Raw genomic sequence first — 15,926 nt, 5'->3', positions numbered from 1 at the left:
TTCCATTTGGGTTTACTGGTCGTAATCGACAACAACTTTTGCTGACTTGGCATAGGATTGGCAGGACAGGACGTAGCCCTTCTCGACTTCGTAATCCTCAAGTGCGTGGTTGGTTAGCATTTCAACATCGCCCTCAATCACCTTACAGCGACAGGTCGAACAGACCCCCGCTTTACAGGCGTAAGGCGCGTCGATGTCGTTGGCCAAAGCTGCGTCCAGAATCGACGTTTCGGCGTCCATTGTGAAGGACCGACTGGCACCGTCCAATGCGACCACCGCTTCAATCCCTTCGCCTTTGGCAGCGGCCTTGCTGGCGGCTTTCTTGGCTGCACGGCCCGGTTGGCTTGAGGCAAACAATTCAAACTTGATCTGCGCGTCGTCCAGCCCGTGTTCACGCAGCGCTTTTGCGATGCCCAGCATCATCGGCTCGGGTCCGCAGATGAATGCGGTATCGACGGATTTGATGTCGATCCAGTGTTTGAACAGTTGGGCGCACTTCGCCTCATCCACCAGACCGGTGAACAAATCAATGTCCTGCGCGTCGCTTTCCAGAATATGGATCACGTTGAATCGACCCATATAGCGGTTCTTCAGGTCTTCAAGCTCCTCGCGGAACATGATCGTGGTGATGGCCTTGTTGGCATAGACCAGCGTAAACTGAGCATTTGGTTCGCGCGACAGCATTGTCTTTATGATCGACAGAACTGGCGTGATCCCAGATCCGCCCGCAAAGCCCAAATAGTGGCGGTCCATATCCGGGGCGATCGGTACGAAGAAGTTGCCCATCGGGGACATGGCTTCGATCGTGTCGCCCTGTTTCAGGTCCTCGTTGGCCCAAGTCGAAAAGGCACCGCCATCAACGCGCTTGATGCCAACCTGCAATTTGCCGTCATCCAGCCCCGAACAAATCGAGTAAGAGCGGCGAAGCTCCTGCCCGTCGAAATCTTTGCGGAAGGTCAGATATTGGCCTTGGGTATAGTTGAAGGCCTCAGGATCGTCCGGAGTCAGCGTCACCACCACCGCGTCGCGGATGGTTTTCTGGATGTCGGTCACGGTAAGGCTGTGGAAGCGCGCCATGTTGGGTCTCCTCAATGCAGTCAGATGCACTTGAAATAGTCGAAAGGTTCAAGGCAGTCGCGGCATCGCCACAGTGCCTTGCAGGGGGTCGAGCCGAACTGGCTGGTGTGTTCCAGATCGTGACCACCACAATTGGGGCAGCGTTCCGGTTCGCCCTTGGCCGACGGTGGGGCGATGCCGAATTTCTCAAGCGCCGCCTTGCCCTTGTCGGTCAGCCAGTCGGTGGTCCAGGCCGGGGAAAGCTGTCGGTGTAGTGTCAGCTTTTCGATCCCGTGGTTCTTCAACGCGGTTTGGATATCAAGGTTGATGATCGTAGTGGCCGGGCAGCCCGAATAGGTGGGTGTGACGGTGACATTCAACATGTCACCTTCCCACTGCACGTCCCGGATGATGCCAAGATCGACCAGCGAGATCACTGGGATCTCGGGGTCGGGCACCTGGTCGAGCCAGTCCCAGATCGTATCAACCGAGGGCTGGCCCATTACCAGGTCGCACCGGGATAAGCGCGTTGCAGCCACTGCATGCTGGTCAGAAGGTGGCCCAGATGTTCGGTGTGCATATAGCCCGTGCGCCCGCCTTTGTGGTAGAACACGTCTGTCGGCACTTTCAGGGTGGCCTCGGACAGCACCTTGTTCACCAGCGCGTCGTATTCTTCGCGCAAGGACGCGGGATCGGGGGCAATGCCGGCGGCGACCATGGCCGCATCAACCTCGTCGCCGTCAAACATCTCGCCCACATAAGGCCAGAGGTAGTCGAGCGCGGCTTGCATCCTTGCGTGGCTTTCCTCGGACCCGTCACCAAGACCAACCACGGTGTCAGCCGACCGCTCGACGTGATAGGCAATTTCCTTCGAGGCCTTCTCGGCGATATCAGCGATGCGTTTATCACTGCTTTTGATCAGGCGACCGACCATGATCGACGACCATGCGTCGTAAAGAAACTGGCGCATCATGGTCTGGCCGAAATCGCCGTTGGGCAGTTCGACCATAAGCACATTGCGGAAATCCCATGCGTCGCGCAGGAAGGCCAGATCATCAGCCGTGCGGCCTTTGTCTTCAACCTCGCCCGCCAGACCCAGCCAGAATTGCGTCTGACCGATCAGGTCCAGCGCGGTGTTGGCCAGTGCGATGTCTTCTTCCAACACAGGCGACAAGCCACACCATTCGCTGACCCGGTGGCCAAGGATCAGACTGTTGTCGCCCATCCGAAGCAGGAATTGAAACAGAGCTTGCTGATCATTCATCACATATGCCCCACGTCTTCAGGAATGTCGAAGAAGGTCGGGTGGCGGTAAACTTTCGAGTTCGACGGCTCGTAAAGCGGCCCTTTTTCTTCGGGGCTTGAGGCCGCGATGTGGCGCGCTTCGACCACCCAGATCGACACGCCTTCGTTGCGGCGTGTATAGACGTCGCGAGCGTTCTTGATCGCCATTTCTTCATCAGGGGCGTGCAGGCTGCCCACGTGACGGTGGCTCAGGCCATGCTGGCCGCGGATGAAAACTTCCCAGAGGGGCCATTCTTTGGACATCTGATATCTCCTTATTCAGCAGCGTGCTTGCGCGCGGCTTTTTTCTGGGCATGGGCCAGAAGGCCATCACGCACCCATGCACCGTCTTCCCAAGCGGACACGCGAGCCTCCATCCGATCGACGTTGCAGGGGCCTTTGCCTTTGATGACGTTGAAAAACTCGGTCCAGTCGGGTTCCGAGAAATCGTGCGCGCCGCGGTCTTCGTTCCATTTAAGGTTTTCGTCCGGAATGGTCAGACCGAGGTATTTCGCCTGTGGCACGGTCTGGTCGACAAAGCGCTGGCGTAATTCGTCATTGGTGTCGATCTTGATCTTCCACGCCAGCGATTGGGCCGAATGCACACTGTCCTTGTCGGACGGGCCGAACATCATCAGCGACGGATACCAGAACCGGTTCAGAGCATCCTGCGCCATGCGGCGCTGGGCGTCGTTGCCTGCGGCCATCTTCATCATGATGTCGTAGCCTTGGCGCTGGTGGAAGCTTTCTTCCTTGCAAATTCGGATCATCGCGCGGGAATAGGGGCCATAGGATGTCCGCTGCAGCGGAACCTGGTTCATGATCGCTGCGCCATCCACCAGCCAGCCAACCGCGCCAATATCGGCCCAATTGAGGGTGGGATAATTGAAGATCGACGAATATTTCATGCGGCCTGACAGAAGCTCTTCCGTCAGCTCATCCCGCGTAACGCCGAGCGTTTCAGCCGCGCAGTAAAGATAGAGCCCGTGACCAGCCTCGTCCTGAACCTTCGCAAGCAGGATCGCCTTGCGCTCCAACGTGGGTGCGCGGGTGATCCAGTTGCCTTCGGGAAGTTGGCCGACAATCTCGGAGTGGGCGTGTTGACCAATTTGGCGGATCAGCGTGGCGCGGTAATCATCCGGCATCCAATCCTTGGGCTCAATCTTTTCATCGCGATCAACACGATCTTGAAAATTTCGTTCCTCGTCAGACATTTCTTCGCGGGTCTTCACACCGGCGCCTGCGGTTTTCACCAACTGTGCATACATCGTCAGATCCTTTCCAGAATGAGGGCCACACCTTGGCCCACGCCCACGCACATGGTGCACAGCGCATAGCGCCCGCCCGTGCGTTTGAGTTGATATGCGGCGGTCAAAACAAGGCGCGCACCCGACATGCCCAGCGGGTGACCAAGCGCGATTGCGCCGCCATTTGGGTTTACGCGGGGGTCATCATCCGCGACGCCAAGTTCGCGCAGCGTGGCAAGGCTTTGCGCGGCGAAAGCTTCGTTCAATTCGATCACGTCGATCTGGTCGATTTTCAGCCCGGCTTTTTCCAGCACTTTGCGGCTGGCCGGGACGGGTCCAATCCCCATCACACTTGGGGCGACACCAGCAGCTTGCATGGACACCACGCGGGCCATTGGGGTCAGGTTGTTCTTGGCGGCTGCGGCTTCCGATGCGATCAGCATTGCCGCCGCACCGTCATTGACGCCAGACGCGTTGCCCGCCGTGACGGTCAGGTCGGGGCCATTCACACCGCGCAAACCACCCAGCTTTTCAGCTGAGGTGCCGGGGCGTGGGTGTTCGTCTGTATCGACGATGATTGGATCGCCTTTGTGTTGCGGAATGGTGACCGGAATAACTTCGTCGGCGAAGACGCCCGCTTCGTGTGCTGCAGCCCATCGGGCTTGGCTGCGCGCGGCAAAAATGTCCTGATCTTCGCGGCTTACAGCGTAATCTTCAGCTACATTGTCAGCCGTTTGCGGCATCGAATGCGTGCCGTGTAGCTTGTCCATTTTTGGGTTTATAAAGCGCCAGCCGATTGTGGTGTCATAGACTGCATTGGCGCGGGTGAAGGCGGAGGTCGCTTTGGGCATCACGAAGGGCGCGCGGCTCATGCTTTCCACGCCACCAGCGATGCACAGGTCATAGTCTCCCGACTTGACCCCACGGGCGGCCATTCCGACAGCATCCATGCCAGAGGCACACAACCGGTTGATGGTCGTGCCGGGAACGTCAACCGGAAGGCCTGCCAAAAGGGCGGCCATGCGGGCCACGTTGCGGTTGTCTTCGCCAGCTTGGTTGGCCGAGCCATACAGCACGTCGTCAACTGATGCCCAGTCCACATCTGGATTTCGTTCCATCAACGCAGCAATGGGAAGGGCGGCCAAATCATCGGCCCGCACTTGCGACAAGGCACCTCCGTAACGTCCGATTGGGGTGCGAATTGCGTCGCAGATCAATGCGTCCATGTGGTCCTCCCAAACCCAAAAGCGCGCTCAACTAAAGCTGACCGTTTGGTCGATAATACGTCTGGCAATGATTCGAAGCAAGTGGATATGTTACAGGCATCGTTAGTTCTCAGCTGAATCTGTAACGTGCGACCGGGGTTGGTAGCACAATAACTTAGAAGCCAGAGGCTGCCAGCAATGTCAGCCATGCCCACACCGTCAGCACGGACAGTCCGGTCGCCACTAGTACCGTGGTTGCGGCAACGCGCTTGCCCACACCGTAAAGATTGGCAAAAATGTAGGCATTGATGCCCGGTGCAGAAGCCGCCGTAACAATGGCAGAGCGGAACTGGTCCACGTTCAGACCAAACACAAGACCCAGTCCCCATGTAATCGACGGATGCACGAAAAGCGAGATCAGGCACAGATAGCTGACGATCCGCATATCCCCTTCGGGGCGATAGCGGTACAGAACGCCACCAAGAGCAAATAGGGCGGTGGGAAGTGCCGCGCGACCCAGAAGGTTCAGCGCCTCGACCAACACGCCCGGCATGGGAAGATGAAGAAGGTTCACCACGAACCCAGCGGCAATCGCCAGCACAAGCATGTTGCGCGTCATTGCGCGGGTGATCTGACGCACGGTATCCCACGCGCTTGCACCATGAGCGCGAGCGATTTCCATCGCAGTGATGCCAATCGCATAGCAAATCGGCGCATGGATCGAGATAATGGCATAGTTTCCGGCCAGTGCATCCGGCCCAAACGCGCGCTCGGTGATGGGCAACCCCAACAGAAGCGAGTTGGAAAACAGCGTCACAAAGCCAAACGCCACAGCGTCTGGCCACGGACGCCCAAACAGCAGCCGTGCGCCCAAAAGACCAGCAAAAAATCCGGATATCGCACCGGTGTAAAAGCTGCCCAGAAGCGCCAGATCAAACTCGGCACTCAGGTCCAGACGGGCGATGGCCAGAAACAACAGACAAGGAATGGCAACCGATTGTGCAAAGCGCATCAATCCGTCAATCGCCCCATCGTCCAGCATTTGCCGCCAGCGCACCAGATAGCCAAACCCGATCACCAGAAAGACCGGCAGGACGATGTTGACCAGCGTGCTCATTTCAGCGGGACGCTGATCGTCATTCCGTCGTAGGCTGGGGTGATGTGCGGGGGTGTTTCGGCGTCGACCGTGGCATGGTCCAAGTCGATATGCATGTTGGTCAGCACACCTTGCCTAGCACTGACCCGGTCGATCCATTCCAGCGCCTCGTCCAGGTGGAAATGCGTGGGGTGCGGAGATCGACGCAGCGCATCCAGTACGAACACGTCCAAATCCTGAAGCAGCGGAAGTGCGTCGTCCGGGATCTCGTTCACGTCGGGTAGATACACCAACCCTCCAATGCGGAATCCCAGTGAGTCCATCATTCCATGGCGCACTTCGAACGCGGTCATATGGATATCTCCCCCCGCGCCGCCAACAACAACATCGCCCTTGCCAACACTGATCGAATGCAGATCAAGGATGGGCGGATAGTTCGATCCTTCGGGCTGCACAAATGCATAGCTGAACCGGGCCAAAAGGGCCTCTTGTGTCGGACCATCTGCCCAGACAGGCAGGCGCCTTTTCATATTGAAAACCACCATGCGCAGGTCGTCGATGCCATGGGTATGGTCCGCATGGCTGTGGGTGAACACGACCCCGTCCAGCGTGCCAACACCTGCTGCCAAAAGTTGGTGGCGCATGTCGGGGGATGTGTCGATCAGGACGCGTGTGACGCCGCCATCGTCGCTGGTGCGGGTGACAAGTGCCGAACAGCGGGTGCGGGTGTTCTTGGGGTCGTCAGGATCGCAATCGCCCCAGTGACCGCCCAGTCGGGGCACACCGCCGGACGATCCGCATCCCAATATGGTGAAGTCGATCTTTGCCATCACGCCCCCGCCGCATAGGCCGCTGCTTTTACAAACAACCGGTCGAAATTGGCTTGCGTTTGTTCTGCAAAGTCTTCGTAGGGCAGGCCAAACACCTCGGCCCCGACCTTGGCAGTATGGGCTGTGTAGGCCGGTTCATTGCGTCGGCCACGATGGGGCGGCGGCGCAAGATAGGGCGCATCGGTTTCGACCAGAATGCGATCAACCGGGGCGGTTGCGAAAATGTCGCGTAGCTCTTGACTGCGCGGGAAGGCCGCGATGCCGGACATGGACAAATAGAAGCCAAGGTCCAGCGCTGCCTTTGCAAGCTCCGCCCCCGAACTGAAACAATGCATGACGCAAGTATAAGCGCCGATCTTGTGTTCTTCGGTCAGGATGCGCGCCATGTCTTCGTCCGCGTCTCGCGAATGGATGATCAGCGGAAGACCCGTCTGACGCGCCGCTTCGATATGAACGCGCAAGCTTTCAATCTGCGCCTCACGGCTGTCTGCTGTATAGTGATAGTCCAAACCACTTTCGCCGATGCCGACAAATTTCGGGTGCTCGGCCAGCGCGACCAACTTATCGACCGTTACCATGGGTTCGGATGCCACGCTCATCGGATGAGTGGCCGCGGCGAAGAACACCGGCTCATACGCTTCGGCGATATTTCGGACCTGATCAAGGTTCGACATCTTGGTGCAGATCGTCACCATGCGTGTGACGCCAGCTTCGGCAGCCCGGGCAATCACCTGGTCCAATTCGCCTTCGAAATCCGGGAAATTCAGATGGCAATGGCTGTCGGTAATCTGGGGCGTGCTCATAAGGGCGTCCTTGCCTCAGGCGGCTTGACGCGCCGCCGTATCGTTGATCCTGAAAACCATATCAAGGATGAGCGCGGCAGGGTCAAGGTTCACCGCCCGACCATGGTTGGCGCGCGCGGATAGTTCTTGCTGCAGACTGGCCCAGGCGCGGGCGGCATCCGGGCCGGGCGAAAGGCGGGCAAGGCACGCGGCCTCGCCCGGTGCGGCCTCGGCGGAGGGAGAGAAACCGGCCCCGTGGCGCGCCAGGCGGGCCAAAAAGAACTCAAACAAGCGCAGGATCAGTTTGAATTTGTCGGCATTGGCTTTGCCCACCGCGCTGTTTGCCAACTTTAGGGCGCGCGGGCGGTCGAACTCGTGCCTCGTCGAAAAAATATCGATGAGCGAGGCATAGATCGCCAGACCGTCAAGATGTTGAAGTCGAAGCGCATCCCCCGCCGATCCTACTGCCAGTTCTCCCAACCGCAACGTGTCCTCGGCTGATGGGGTTTCATCTAGCCCAGCCATGATCTGCGCCAGATCTTCCGGGGCCAAAGGGGCAAGCCGCAACTCGCGACAGCGCGAGCGGATCGTCGGCAACAGGCGCGAGGGTTGATGACTGATCAAAAGCAGCACAGCGCCTTTTGGCGGCTCTTCCAAAAGCTTCAAAAGTGCGTTAGCCGCGGATGTGTTCATTTCGTCTGCCACATCGACGATCACGACACGACGTCCGCCGCCGGCAGAAGACATCGCGAAGAAGTGCTTCAGTTTGCGCACCTCATCCACGGTGATATCGCCTTTTAGGCGCTTGTTCTTCTCGTCCCATGGACGGCGCAACAGAAACAGGCCGGGTTCTGACAGAACACGCACCCGACGGGCCACGGGGTGGTCGTCGGGCACATCAAGGCTTGTGGGTGTGGGGGCCGCAAACATGCCGCCATCATCCGGTGGGGTGGCCAGCAGGAACCTGGCGATACGCCAGGCCAGCGTTGCCTTGCCCACACCACGCGGCCCGGTGATCAGCCACCCGTGGTGCAAACGGTCCGAGGTATAAGCTCTCAAGAATGCCGCCTCGGCCGCATCCTGCCCGATCAGTCGGGACGCCTCACGCGGATGCGGTGCGCCATCGATCCGATCGGATTCAGGAATATCTTCGAGATCTGTGCTCATGCGTTCGACTTGCGGTTTTTCACGGCTTCGTAGGCGATGCGCAGGACTTCCGCAGCGACGGTGTCGATGTCGCGAGTTCCGTCGATGACGCGGAAGCGGTCAGGATATTGTTGAGCGAGGTTCAGAAAACCTGCGCGCATCTTGTGCTGCAAATCGGCGCCGAAATCCTCAAACCTTTCCTCAGTGCCGCCGCGCCCTTTGGCGCGCGACAATCCGATGTCGGGATCCATGTCGATCAGAAAGGTAAGGTCTGGTTCGTGCCCGATGACAAGATCATGCAATTGATCCACCATCTGTCGCAGATCGCCAGACCGGGTGCCTTGATAGATGCGAGTACTGTCGGCAAAACGGTCGGTGATCACGATCTTGCCTTCTGCCAGTGCTGGCATGATCAACCGTTCCAGATGGTCGCGACGGGCGGCGGTAAACAACAGAAGCTCGGTTTCGGCCGACCAGCGATCCGGGTCACCTTCCAGAACCAGCGACCGGATTTCTTCGGCCCCCGCACTGCCGCCGGGTTCACGGGTCAGGACAACATCATGACCCGCCCGTTCCATCGCATTGGCCAACAGTTTGGCCTGGGTCGATTTCCCCGAGCCATCAATGCCTTCGAAACTGATAAAAAGTCCGGCCATTCCTGCGTCAGTTGCTTGTGGTCGGCGCTTCGGGTTGGATCGCGGCAGGCGGTGCGTCATTGCCCATAAGTAACGCCAGAACGCGTTCGGCGGCCACGGTCAGGCGCTTTCCAAACCCGGCATTCCCAACGCCTTCCTCGGCAAACAGCGGCACTACGGTATCGCTGAGACCGTCACGGCTGATCACCATTTCCGCCAGTTCCTGGCCCTGCGCAATCGGGGCGGCAATAGGACCATTCCAGTTGATCGTGGCCGAGATACCTTCGCGTTGCCCGGCAGGGATCAGAAGATCAACGTCTTGCGTAGGGACAAGGCCGACTGTATCGGCAGCCCCCAACCAGACATCCGCTTCGGCCACGCGCTCTCCGGCCTTCACCGTGGTTTTCATTGTGAACTGACGAAACGCCCAGTTGACGATGGCTTCAGCCTCTTCCGCGCGTTCCTTTTCCGAGTTCATACCAGACACGACAAAGACGATGCGTCGATCGCCCTGACGGGCCGAGCCAACCAGTCCGTACCCGGCTTCCTGCGTGTGACCGGTTTTCAAACCATCTGCACCGATGCCAAGGTCCAGAAGCGGGTTTCGGTTGAAACGGTTGTCAGGCGCGCGGCCCTTGTAGTGGTATTCGGACTGGCCGAAATAATGATACAGGTCCGGAAACTCGACGATGATGTGGCGTGCCAGAATGGCAAGGTCTTTCATCGACATGCGCTGCATCGGATGCGGCCAGCCTGACGAATTTCCGAAGCTGGAATTTTCCATACCCAGATCGCGTGCCCGTTCAGTCATCATGCGTGCAAAGGCATCTTCCGTTCCGGCCAGACCCTCGGCGACCGCAACGCAGGCGTCATTGCCTGACTGGACGATGATGCCTTGGATCAGATCCTCGACCGTCGGACGGTCAGTTTGTTCCAGAAACATGGTCGATCCGCCTATGGCAGCAGCACGTTCCGACACACCAAACGGGGTGCTCATCGTGACGCGTCCGTCCGCAAGCGCTTCGAACAGCAGGTTCACAGTCATAAGCTTCGACATCGACGCAGGTGGCAGGGGTACTTCGGCACTCTTTTCCATCAAAACCGTGCCAGTGTTGATGTCCAGCACATAGGCCGAACTTGCACGGGTCTCAAAAGCGCGAGCGGGCAGCGTAGCAGCCGCCAGCAAGGAAAACAAAGCAGTGAGGAACACGGTCAGACGGAATAGCATCGCAGGTCAGTGGCCTTTGTTGATTTTTCTGTTTTACCCAATTGGGCGTTAATTTGATACAGGATAAGCATCGGTGAAGCCCATCGCATTGGACTTCTTCAACGCCGCGGCGCGTTCCGCTTCAGTGCCTGCCGGGCCGACCAGCACGCGCCAGAACGACTTGCCACCGGTCGATCCCGGTTTGATGGTCGCGGTCAAGCCAGCCTTTTGCAGCTCTGCCGCGGATTGTTTTGCGTTGGCTTCAAACGAAAAAATTCCAACCTGGATATACGGTTTAGACAAGGCACTGGCAGCGGCGGCCTTCGGAGCGGTTGGTTTGGGCGGAGGGGCAGATTTCGCGGAAGCTGCTTCGGTTTTAGCAAGCGCGGCAGAAGCCGCTGCAATCGGATCGTCCAGTGACGATTGCTCTATCTTCTCGGGTGCATCCAGCTCTTCATCTGGCGCTGCAGGTGCTTCCTTGATGATTTCTTTGCGCAGGGCGGTCACGCTCAGTTCGGCTGGAGCGCCCGCCAGCATGCCAAGCGCTTCTGCGGCATCTGACGATACCTGAAAACGTGGGCCCGGAACTTCGCGTTCGCGCCGGAACAAGGCGCCGACGACTGATTTCCCGTTGGCCTGGTTGCGGATGATCACGCGTTCTGGGTCTTTGGCATCCGGATGGGCCACCCAGACACCGCCAAGGCTGGGACGACCGTCCCACAATCCTTTTTCCGCCAGCTGAAAGATCTCTGGCGCTTCAACATCCTGCTCTCCACTTTTGGTGCGCCCGCTTTTGCCAGCGGTGGCAGATGCCGAACCCTTGTCATTCTTTTTCAGAAATTCAGGAAGCTTTGCATCGTCGCAACCAGAAAGAAACAGTGCGCTGCCCAATACAATGGCCACTTTCAGAGTGGTCTTGCTTGCCATGTCTCGCCCCTAATTGTCATGCGGGCGTATCGCCCGGAACTGCTCTGCTGTCGGGTATAGGTCCCGATTATGCGGTAGTCTAACGATACATCGCGCGCGTGGAAAGGCTCTCGCGTAACGCAATCTTTGCGTGGGCAAAAACCAGCCCGCGAAAACCTGCTTTCAGAATCGCAAAACCGCCGCTATCCCTTCACCTCGTCGGAGGAGTGGCAGAGTGGTTGAATGCACCGGTCTTGAAAACCGACGTAGGTGAAAGTCTACCGTGGGTTCGAATCCCACCTCCTCCGCCATCCCCACGCTTTTCTGGATTGGCCTAGATGCTCTGAAGTAGCTCAAATGCCTTGATATTAAGGTTTTAGCCCTGTTATTCAATTTCATTGGGCTTCACCCGATTACCTTGCTATACTTTCGTTGCGTGGTATAGAATGTGGTATTTTGGAATGGCGGCGCTGGGCGGCAAACTCACAAAGAAGCTGGTTGAGAACCTTGGGGCAGGGCGTCATGGCGATGGCGCGGGGCTTTATCTGGTGGTCGATCCATCAGGCGCGCGGCGCTGGATTGTGCGTGTCACGGTCAAAGGCCAGAAGAATAGCAAGGGCGCACCGCTTCGCACTGACTTCGGACTTGGTGGCGCAGATGTCGTCACCTTGAACCAAGCGCGTGAGCGTGCGTTGGAATATCGCCGGATGGCAAAGCAGGGATTGAACCCGCGCTACAACGCAAAACGCGAGGTTCCGACATTCCAAGAACTAAGCCAGCAAGTTCACATTGAACGCCTACCCACTTGGAAGAACGCCAAGCATGGGCAGCAATGGCTGAACACCTTGCGCGATTATGCTTTTCCCAAGATAGGTCGGATGCCAGTGGATAGCATTGGTCAACCCGAGGTGCTGATGTGCCTTTCCCCTATCTGGACCGACAAACACGAAACTGCCAAACGGCTGGCCCAGCGCATGAAGGTTGTTCTTGATGTCGCAAAGGCCAAAGGGTTCCGATCTGGTGAGAACCCCGTGACAGGCGTGAAAGAAGCTGGCGTGCTTCCCAAGGTCAAAGCCAAGCCGCAACACCATGACGCGATGCCGTGGCGCGATGTGCCAGCGTTCTATGCCGAACTCGCAGGGCGGTCTGCGATGGCCGCAAAGGCGCTGCAATTCACCATCCTGACAGCCGCGCGCACGACTGAGGTGCTGGAAATGACGTGGCCCGAGGTGGATTTGGACGCGCGCCTTTGGACGGTGCCAGCTGAGCGCATGAAGGGCGGCAAGGAACACCGTGTTCCCCTGACTGATGAAATGCTGGCAATCCTTGAGCCGCTTAAGGCGATGGCGTCCACCTATGTCTTTGAGGGGCAAAAACGGCACAAGCCGCTTTCCAATATGTCGATGCTGATGCTGTTGCGCCGTATGGGGCGCGAGGGCTTCACGGTGCATGGCTTCCGTAGCTCGTTCAGGGATTGGGCGTCCGAGGCCGCAAACGCGCCGCGTGAGCTGGCAGAGGCCGCGTTGGCACATCAGGTCGGAAATGATGTTGAGCGCGCTTATGCGCGGTCGGATTTGTTGGAGAGGCGGCGCGAACTGTCAGGATATTGGTCAAAGTTTTGTGCGAGTAAGGCGATTGAAAATGATTAAGGAAAACAAATGGAGCCGCGCAAATCGTAATGAAAAAGTACTGAATGTGACAGTTGTGGAACTACCTGTTGGTGACCTTATGCGCCCTAAACTAGAGTCTCTTAGTGAGGGTGACGCTGAGGATGTCAAAGTTGCAGTCAGACAAGGGCTTCCGCTGTGGAGCCTCCACGTTGTTTCGCAAGAGGGCTTTAATGCTGCGCGATCCACATTCTATATTTTTGCATCACTTGAACAGGCAAAAGAAAAGTCTGCGAGTTTTCCGGTCGGCACATACATTGACAACTTTGGCTTTCCTTCGAATGAGGGCCGAGCTTTTGAGCTAGGAAAGCTGAGCGTGGAGACAAGGTTGTCGTCTTGGGGGCGTGGCGAGGGTGCCTATGGATTGGCCTATGAGGCCCTTCATGGTGCCGGTGTGTACGAGAACTACAAGCTAAGCAAAGAAGTTCTGGAGTGGCTTGGAAGTGAGGGCGAGGATTGGCTGCGCTCGGACTTTGGAGAGAATTGGGAGGCGGTGGCCGCTATGGAATACTGCGTTCGTAACTTTCATTCGACGTCCATGGCGTGCATCGCCGCAAGAATTTTTATGTCCGAATTTGTTGCAGAAAGTGATTTCGATGCTGGATATGCTTCACGAGAACTAGAGGTCCTAGCGGGTGGAGTGGAAGGTGTCGCAAGCAAAGCACTTGCTGCTCAAGCGCGCCGAACTAAGGGATCTGGATTGAAATCTCAGCGACAGAAACAGGAACGACTAGAAGTGTTTATGCAAGCGATAGAGGCATTAAAGGACATCGTAGGAAGCATTACAGAGGAGCGCGTGTTGGCGCAGGCGTGGGAGAACGTAATCGCAACACATGAATCAATGCCCAAAACGAAAAAAACACGCTTTGAGTACGAAGTAATCCTCCGAAGCGAGGAGCCTTTCAAAACAAGATACTACGCTATTTTCGGATAACGCTTGAGCGGTTTCCTTAAAACGGAAAACCCTTAAGCTAGTGAACAACACTAGTGACCCTGTAATTAATCTGAATATTGTTCAGAGCCATCGCAACCAACCCAACAAAGGGATTTCACGATGGCTAAAATCTATGACGACGACCGTATCTACTTTCCCGAAGACCCAGAGCTGCGCGTGTTAGGCGACCGCGAAAAGCTCGCACAATGGCGGCACCGCATGACTGGACCTGCCTTTATCCGTATCGGACGCCGCATCGGCTATCATGGCGCGGACCTTAACGCCTATCTCAAAGCCCAGCGCGTCGATCCAAATGGCGAGGCCGCATAATGAAAAACCCCAACTCCGCACGCGGGGCTGAGGCTTTTCGAGTGACATCAACTGCCACCGTAGCAAGTTCAGTTGATGCCACACGATGCCTGTGCCCGACAAGGGGAAACCGCCAGAGGTTTTTTCTTTCACGCCTGACAAACTCGGTCGAGCGACTGGAAATTCAGAAGGGACGCATCATCCATGACTGAACATTGGCATAGCAACCGCACACAAGTTTACTGGACCTGCAAAGCTCTGACAGAGGGCCGGACCATCAACCATATGGACGAAATAGGCGAGGTGAAAGGGTGGCGACTAGGCGCGATTGTTCACACGCTTCGCCATCAATACCAATGGCCCATAGAAACCGACTACCGAGGGCCAGAACGCATTGCGTACTATTTCCTGAAGCCAGGATACGATTGGCAGGCTTTTAGCTTCCCGCCATCGGCAATCGGTGTACGCGACGATCTGAAAGCCGCACAGGAAGCCAAGGAAGGGCGCACCGATGAGTAGCGCCAAGAAAGGGAAGGAGGGGCAGTATGTGCCCCTCCCATACGCCCAGCTCAAAAGCGAGGCTTGGCGTAGCTTGTCCGGTGCTGCGGTGCGCGTGTGGCTGGAGCTGCACACGCGATACAACGGCGGCAATAACGGCAAGCTGATATTGTCGTTTGCTGAGGCAGGCGAGGCGCTGGGCATGGGTAAAGCGACTGTGAAGCGTGCTTATGCCGAATTGGTCGAAAAGGGGTTTCTTGCGCTGGAGCGTGAAGGCAACTGGTATCACAGGCGCGCGCATGAATGGCGATTGACCACAAAGCCGATGCAGAGGGCGAAGGGCAAAGAGCCACCGACGCTTGATTGGCGATCTTACAGGGAAAAAACAAATCGCGGTTCTGGTTCCGAACCGTCACAAGGCGCGGTGGTTCGGTTTGAAAACCCTAGCGGGGTTTCCGGTTCCAAACGAGAACCCGTCAGAGCCATTCACGGCATGGCGCACGGTTCTAAATCGGAACACTAATAGTAACCACTCACAGGGAAGGGCAGCACATGGGGCAGGTCGATAAGAAACAAGGTCAAGGCGAGGTGCGAAAGCACCCGAAAATACGAAAGACTGGAGACAACAGCTTTACGGCTGACGTGTCATCGGACATGCGCATGGAAGATCTGATGGGTATGAAAACGACCGACGGGGCCAATGGGGTTTATTCGACCGCCATCGGCGCGCTGGGTGGTTCTGCGGAGCGCCTTGGCTCACTCGCATCTGCGATGTTTGCAGAGCTTGAACCGAGCGACGCGGTCGAGGCAATGCTGATTGCGCAAATGACCGCAACCCATGTAGCGATGACGTCTTTGAGTGAACGAGTTTTCTCGCAATCGTCTTACAAAGTCCGCGAAAGTTATGAGCGTTCTGTGACGCGCCTAAGCCGGACCTATCTGGCCCAGATGGACGCGCTTAAGAAATACCGGGCGAAGGCGCAACAGACCGTCAGAGTCGAGCGTGTGTCAGTCCATGAAGGAGGGCAGGCTATTGTGGGCGATGTAAGCCACGCAGGGGGGCGGTCAGAGTGAAAAGCGACGATAACCCCATAGACCCCGCCGAGAGGCTCAGAAACGCGCCA

At 57.3% G+C, this 15,926-nt stretch carries 19 protein-coding genes and 1 tRNA gene; 7 read left to right on the top strand and 13 right to left on the bottom strand.

Annotated elements, in window-relative coordinates; all coding sequences use genetic code 11:
- Window positions 1-12 precede the first annotated feature (12 nt).
- The 13 genes from MWU51_RS09300 to MWU51_RS09240 form a co-directional block, all read right to left on the bottom strand.
- The gene (locus MWU51_RS09300) at window positions 13-1,077 is read right to left on the bottom strand and encodes a 2Fe-2S iron-sulfur cluster-binding protein (RefSeq protein ID WP_247036638.1); all 1,065 of its coding nucleotides are present in this window, start codon (window positions 1,075-1,077) and stop codon (window positions 13-15) included.
- Between the two features lie 20 nt (window positions 1,078-1,097).
- Window positions 1,098-1,559, bottom strand: a complete 462-nt coding sequence (gene paaD / locus MWU51_RS09295; protein WP_247036637.1) for a 1,2-phenylacetyl-CoA epoxidase subunit PaaD — start codon at window positions 1,557-1,559, stop codon at window positions 1,098-1,100.
- Window positions 1,559-2,320 carry a 1,2-phenylacetyl-CoA epoxidase subunit PaaC gene (gene paaC / locus MWU51_RS09290; RefSeq protein ID WP_247036635.1) on the bottom strand — a complete coding sequence of 254 codons (762 nt, stop codon included), beginning with the start codon at window positions 2,318-2,320 and terminating at the stop codon, window positions 1,559-1,561. Before paaC ends, paaD begins: the two co-directional genes overlap by 1 nt.
- Window positions 2,320-2,604 (bottom strand): 1,2-phenylacetyl-CoA epoxidase subunit PaaB, encoded by a 285-nt coding sequence (gene paaB / locus MWU51_RS09285; RefSeq protein ID WP_247036633.1) that lies wholly within the window; start codon window positions 2,602-2,604, stop codon window positions 2,320-2,322. The genes paaC and paaB overlap by 1 nt, the downstream gene beginning before the upstream one ends.
- Window positions 2,605-2,615: 11 nt before the next feature.
- Window positions 2,616-3,608: a 1,2-phenylacetyl-CoA epoxidase subunit PaaA gene (gene paaA, locus MWU51_RS09280; RefSeq protein WP_247036631.1), complete on the bottom strand. Its 993-nt coding sequence runs from the start codon at window positions 3,606-3,608 to the stop codon at window positions 2,616-2,618.
- A gap of 2 nt (window positions 3,609-3,610) precedes the next feature.
- Entirely contained in the window at window positions 3,611-4,813 is a 1,203-nt protein-coding gene (gene pcaF, locus MWU51_RS09275) for a 3-oxoadipyl-CoA thiolase (protein ID WP_247036629.1), read from the bottom strand.
- Window positions 4,814-4,967: 154 nt separating this feature from the next.
- Window positions 4,968-5,909, bottom strand: a complete 942-nt coding sequence (locus MWU51_RS09270; RefSeq protein ID WP_247036627.1) for an AEC family transporter — start codon at window positions 5,907-5,909, stop codon at window positions 4,968-4,970.
- On the bottom strand, window positions 5,906-6,718 hold the full coding sequence (locus MWU51_RS09265) for an MBL fold metallo-hydrolase (RefSeq protein WP_247036625.1): 813 nt from the start codon (window positions 6,716-6,718) through the stop codon (window positions 5,906-5,908). Before MWU51_RS09265 ends, MWU51_RS09270 begins: the two co-directional genes overlap by 4 nt.
- Entirely contained in the window at window positions 6,718-7,521 is an 804-nt protein-coding gene (locus tag MWU51_RS09260; protein WP_247036623.1) for a TatD family hydrolase, read from the bottom strand. The genes MWU51_RS09265 and MWU51_RS09260 overlap by 1 nt, the downstream gene beginning before the upstream one ends.
- A gap of 15 nt (window positions 7,522-7,536) precedes the next feature.
- The gene (locus tag MWU51_RS09255) at window positions 7,537-8,667 is read right to left on the bottom strand and encodes a DNA polymerase III subunit delta' (protein WP_247036621.1); all 1,131 of its coding nucleotides are present in this window, start codon (window positions 8,665-8,667) and stop codon (window positions 7,537-7,539) included.
- Window positions 8,664-9,302 (bottom strand): dTMP kinase, encoded by a 639-nt coding sequence (gene tmk, locus MWU51_RS09250; protein ID WP_247036619.1) that lies wholly within the window; start codon window positions 9,300-9,302, stop codon window positions 8,664-8,666. Before tmk ends, MWU51_RS09255 begins: the two co-directional genes overlap by 4 nt.
- A 7-nt stretch (window positions 9,303-9,309) precedes the next feature.
- Complete coding sequence (locus MWU51_RS09245) at window positions 9,310-10,509, bottom strand: D-alanyl-D-alanine carboxypeptidase family protein (RefSeq protein WP_247036617.1); 1,200 nt, start codon at window positions 10,507-10,509, stop codon at window positions 9,310-9,312.
- Between the two features lie 48 nt (window positions 10,510-10,557).
- On the bottom strand, window positions 10,558-11,415 hold the full coding sequence (locus MWU51_RS09240; protein WP_247036615.1) for an SPOR domain-containing protein: 858 nt from the start codon (window positions 11,413-11,415) through the stop codon (window positions 10,558-10,560).
- 200 nt (window positions 11,416-11,615) lie between these two features.
- On the opposite strand from MWU51_RS09240, the gene MWU51_RS09235 reads away from it, so the two are divergent.
- From MWU51_RS09235 to MWU51_RS09205, 7 genes are all read left to right on the top strand, one after another.
- A tRNA-Ser gene (locus MWU51_RS09235) sits at window positions 11,616-11,705 on the top strand.
- Between the two features lie 135 nt (window positions 11,706-11,840).
- A complete protein-coding gene (locus MWU51_RS09230; RefSeq protein WP_247036613.1) occupies window positions 11,841-13,043 on the top strand; it encodes a site-specific integrase in 1,203 nt (400 codons plus the stop codon).
- Window positions 13,036-13,995 carry a hypothetical protein gene (locus tag MWU51_RS09225; protein WP_247036611.1) on the top strand — a complete coding sequence of 320 codons (960 nt, stop codon included), beginning with the start codon at window positions 13,036-13,038 and terminating at the stop codon, window positions 13,993-13,995. Before MWU51_RS09230 ends, MWU51_RS09225 begins: the two co-directional genes overlap by 8 nt.
- 120 nt (window positions 13,996-14,115) lie before the next feature.
- Entirely contained in the window at window positions 14,116-14,325 is a 210-nt protein-coding gene (locus tag MWU51_RS09220; protein ID WP_247036609.1) for a MerR family transcriptional regulator, read from the top strand.
- A 183-nt stretch (window positions 14,326-14,508) separates the two neighbouring features.
- Window positions 14,509-14,823 (top strand): hypothetical protein, encoded by a 315-nt coding sequence (locus tag MWU51_RS09215; RefSeq protein ID WP_247036607.1) that lies wholly within the window; start codon window positions 14,509-14,511, stop codon window positions 14,821-14,823.
- Complete coding sequence (locus MWU51_RS09210; protein ID WP_247036605.1) at window positions 14,816-15,325, top strand: helix-turn-helix domain-containing protein; 510 nt, start codon at window positions 14,816-14,818, stop codon at window positions 15,323-15,325. Before MWU51_RS09215 ends, MWU51_RS09210 begins: the two co-directional genes overlap by 8 nt.
- 29 nt (window positions 15,326-15,354) lie before the next feature.
- Window positions 15,355-15,876, top strand: coding sequence for a hypothetical protein (locus MWU51_RS09205; protein WP_247036604.1), 522 nt, complete (start codon window positions 15,355-15,357; stop codon window positions 15,874-15,876).
- Window positions 15,877-15,926 lie beyond the last annotated feature (50 nt).

This window comes from Aliiroseovarius sp. F47248L, assembly GCF_023016085.1.
GTDB lineage: Bacteria > Pseudomonadota > Alphaproteobacteria > Rhodobacterales > Rhodobacteraceae > Aliiroseovarius.
Note: the sequence above shows the minus strand (reverse complement) of the source record. Positions and strands in the feature narration are given on the sequence as shown.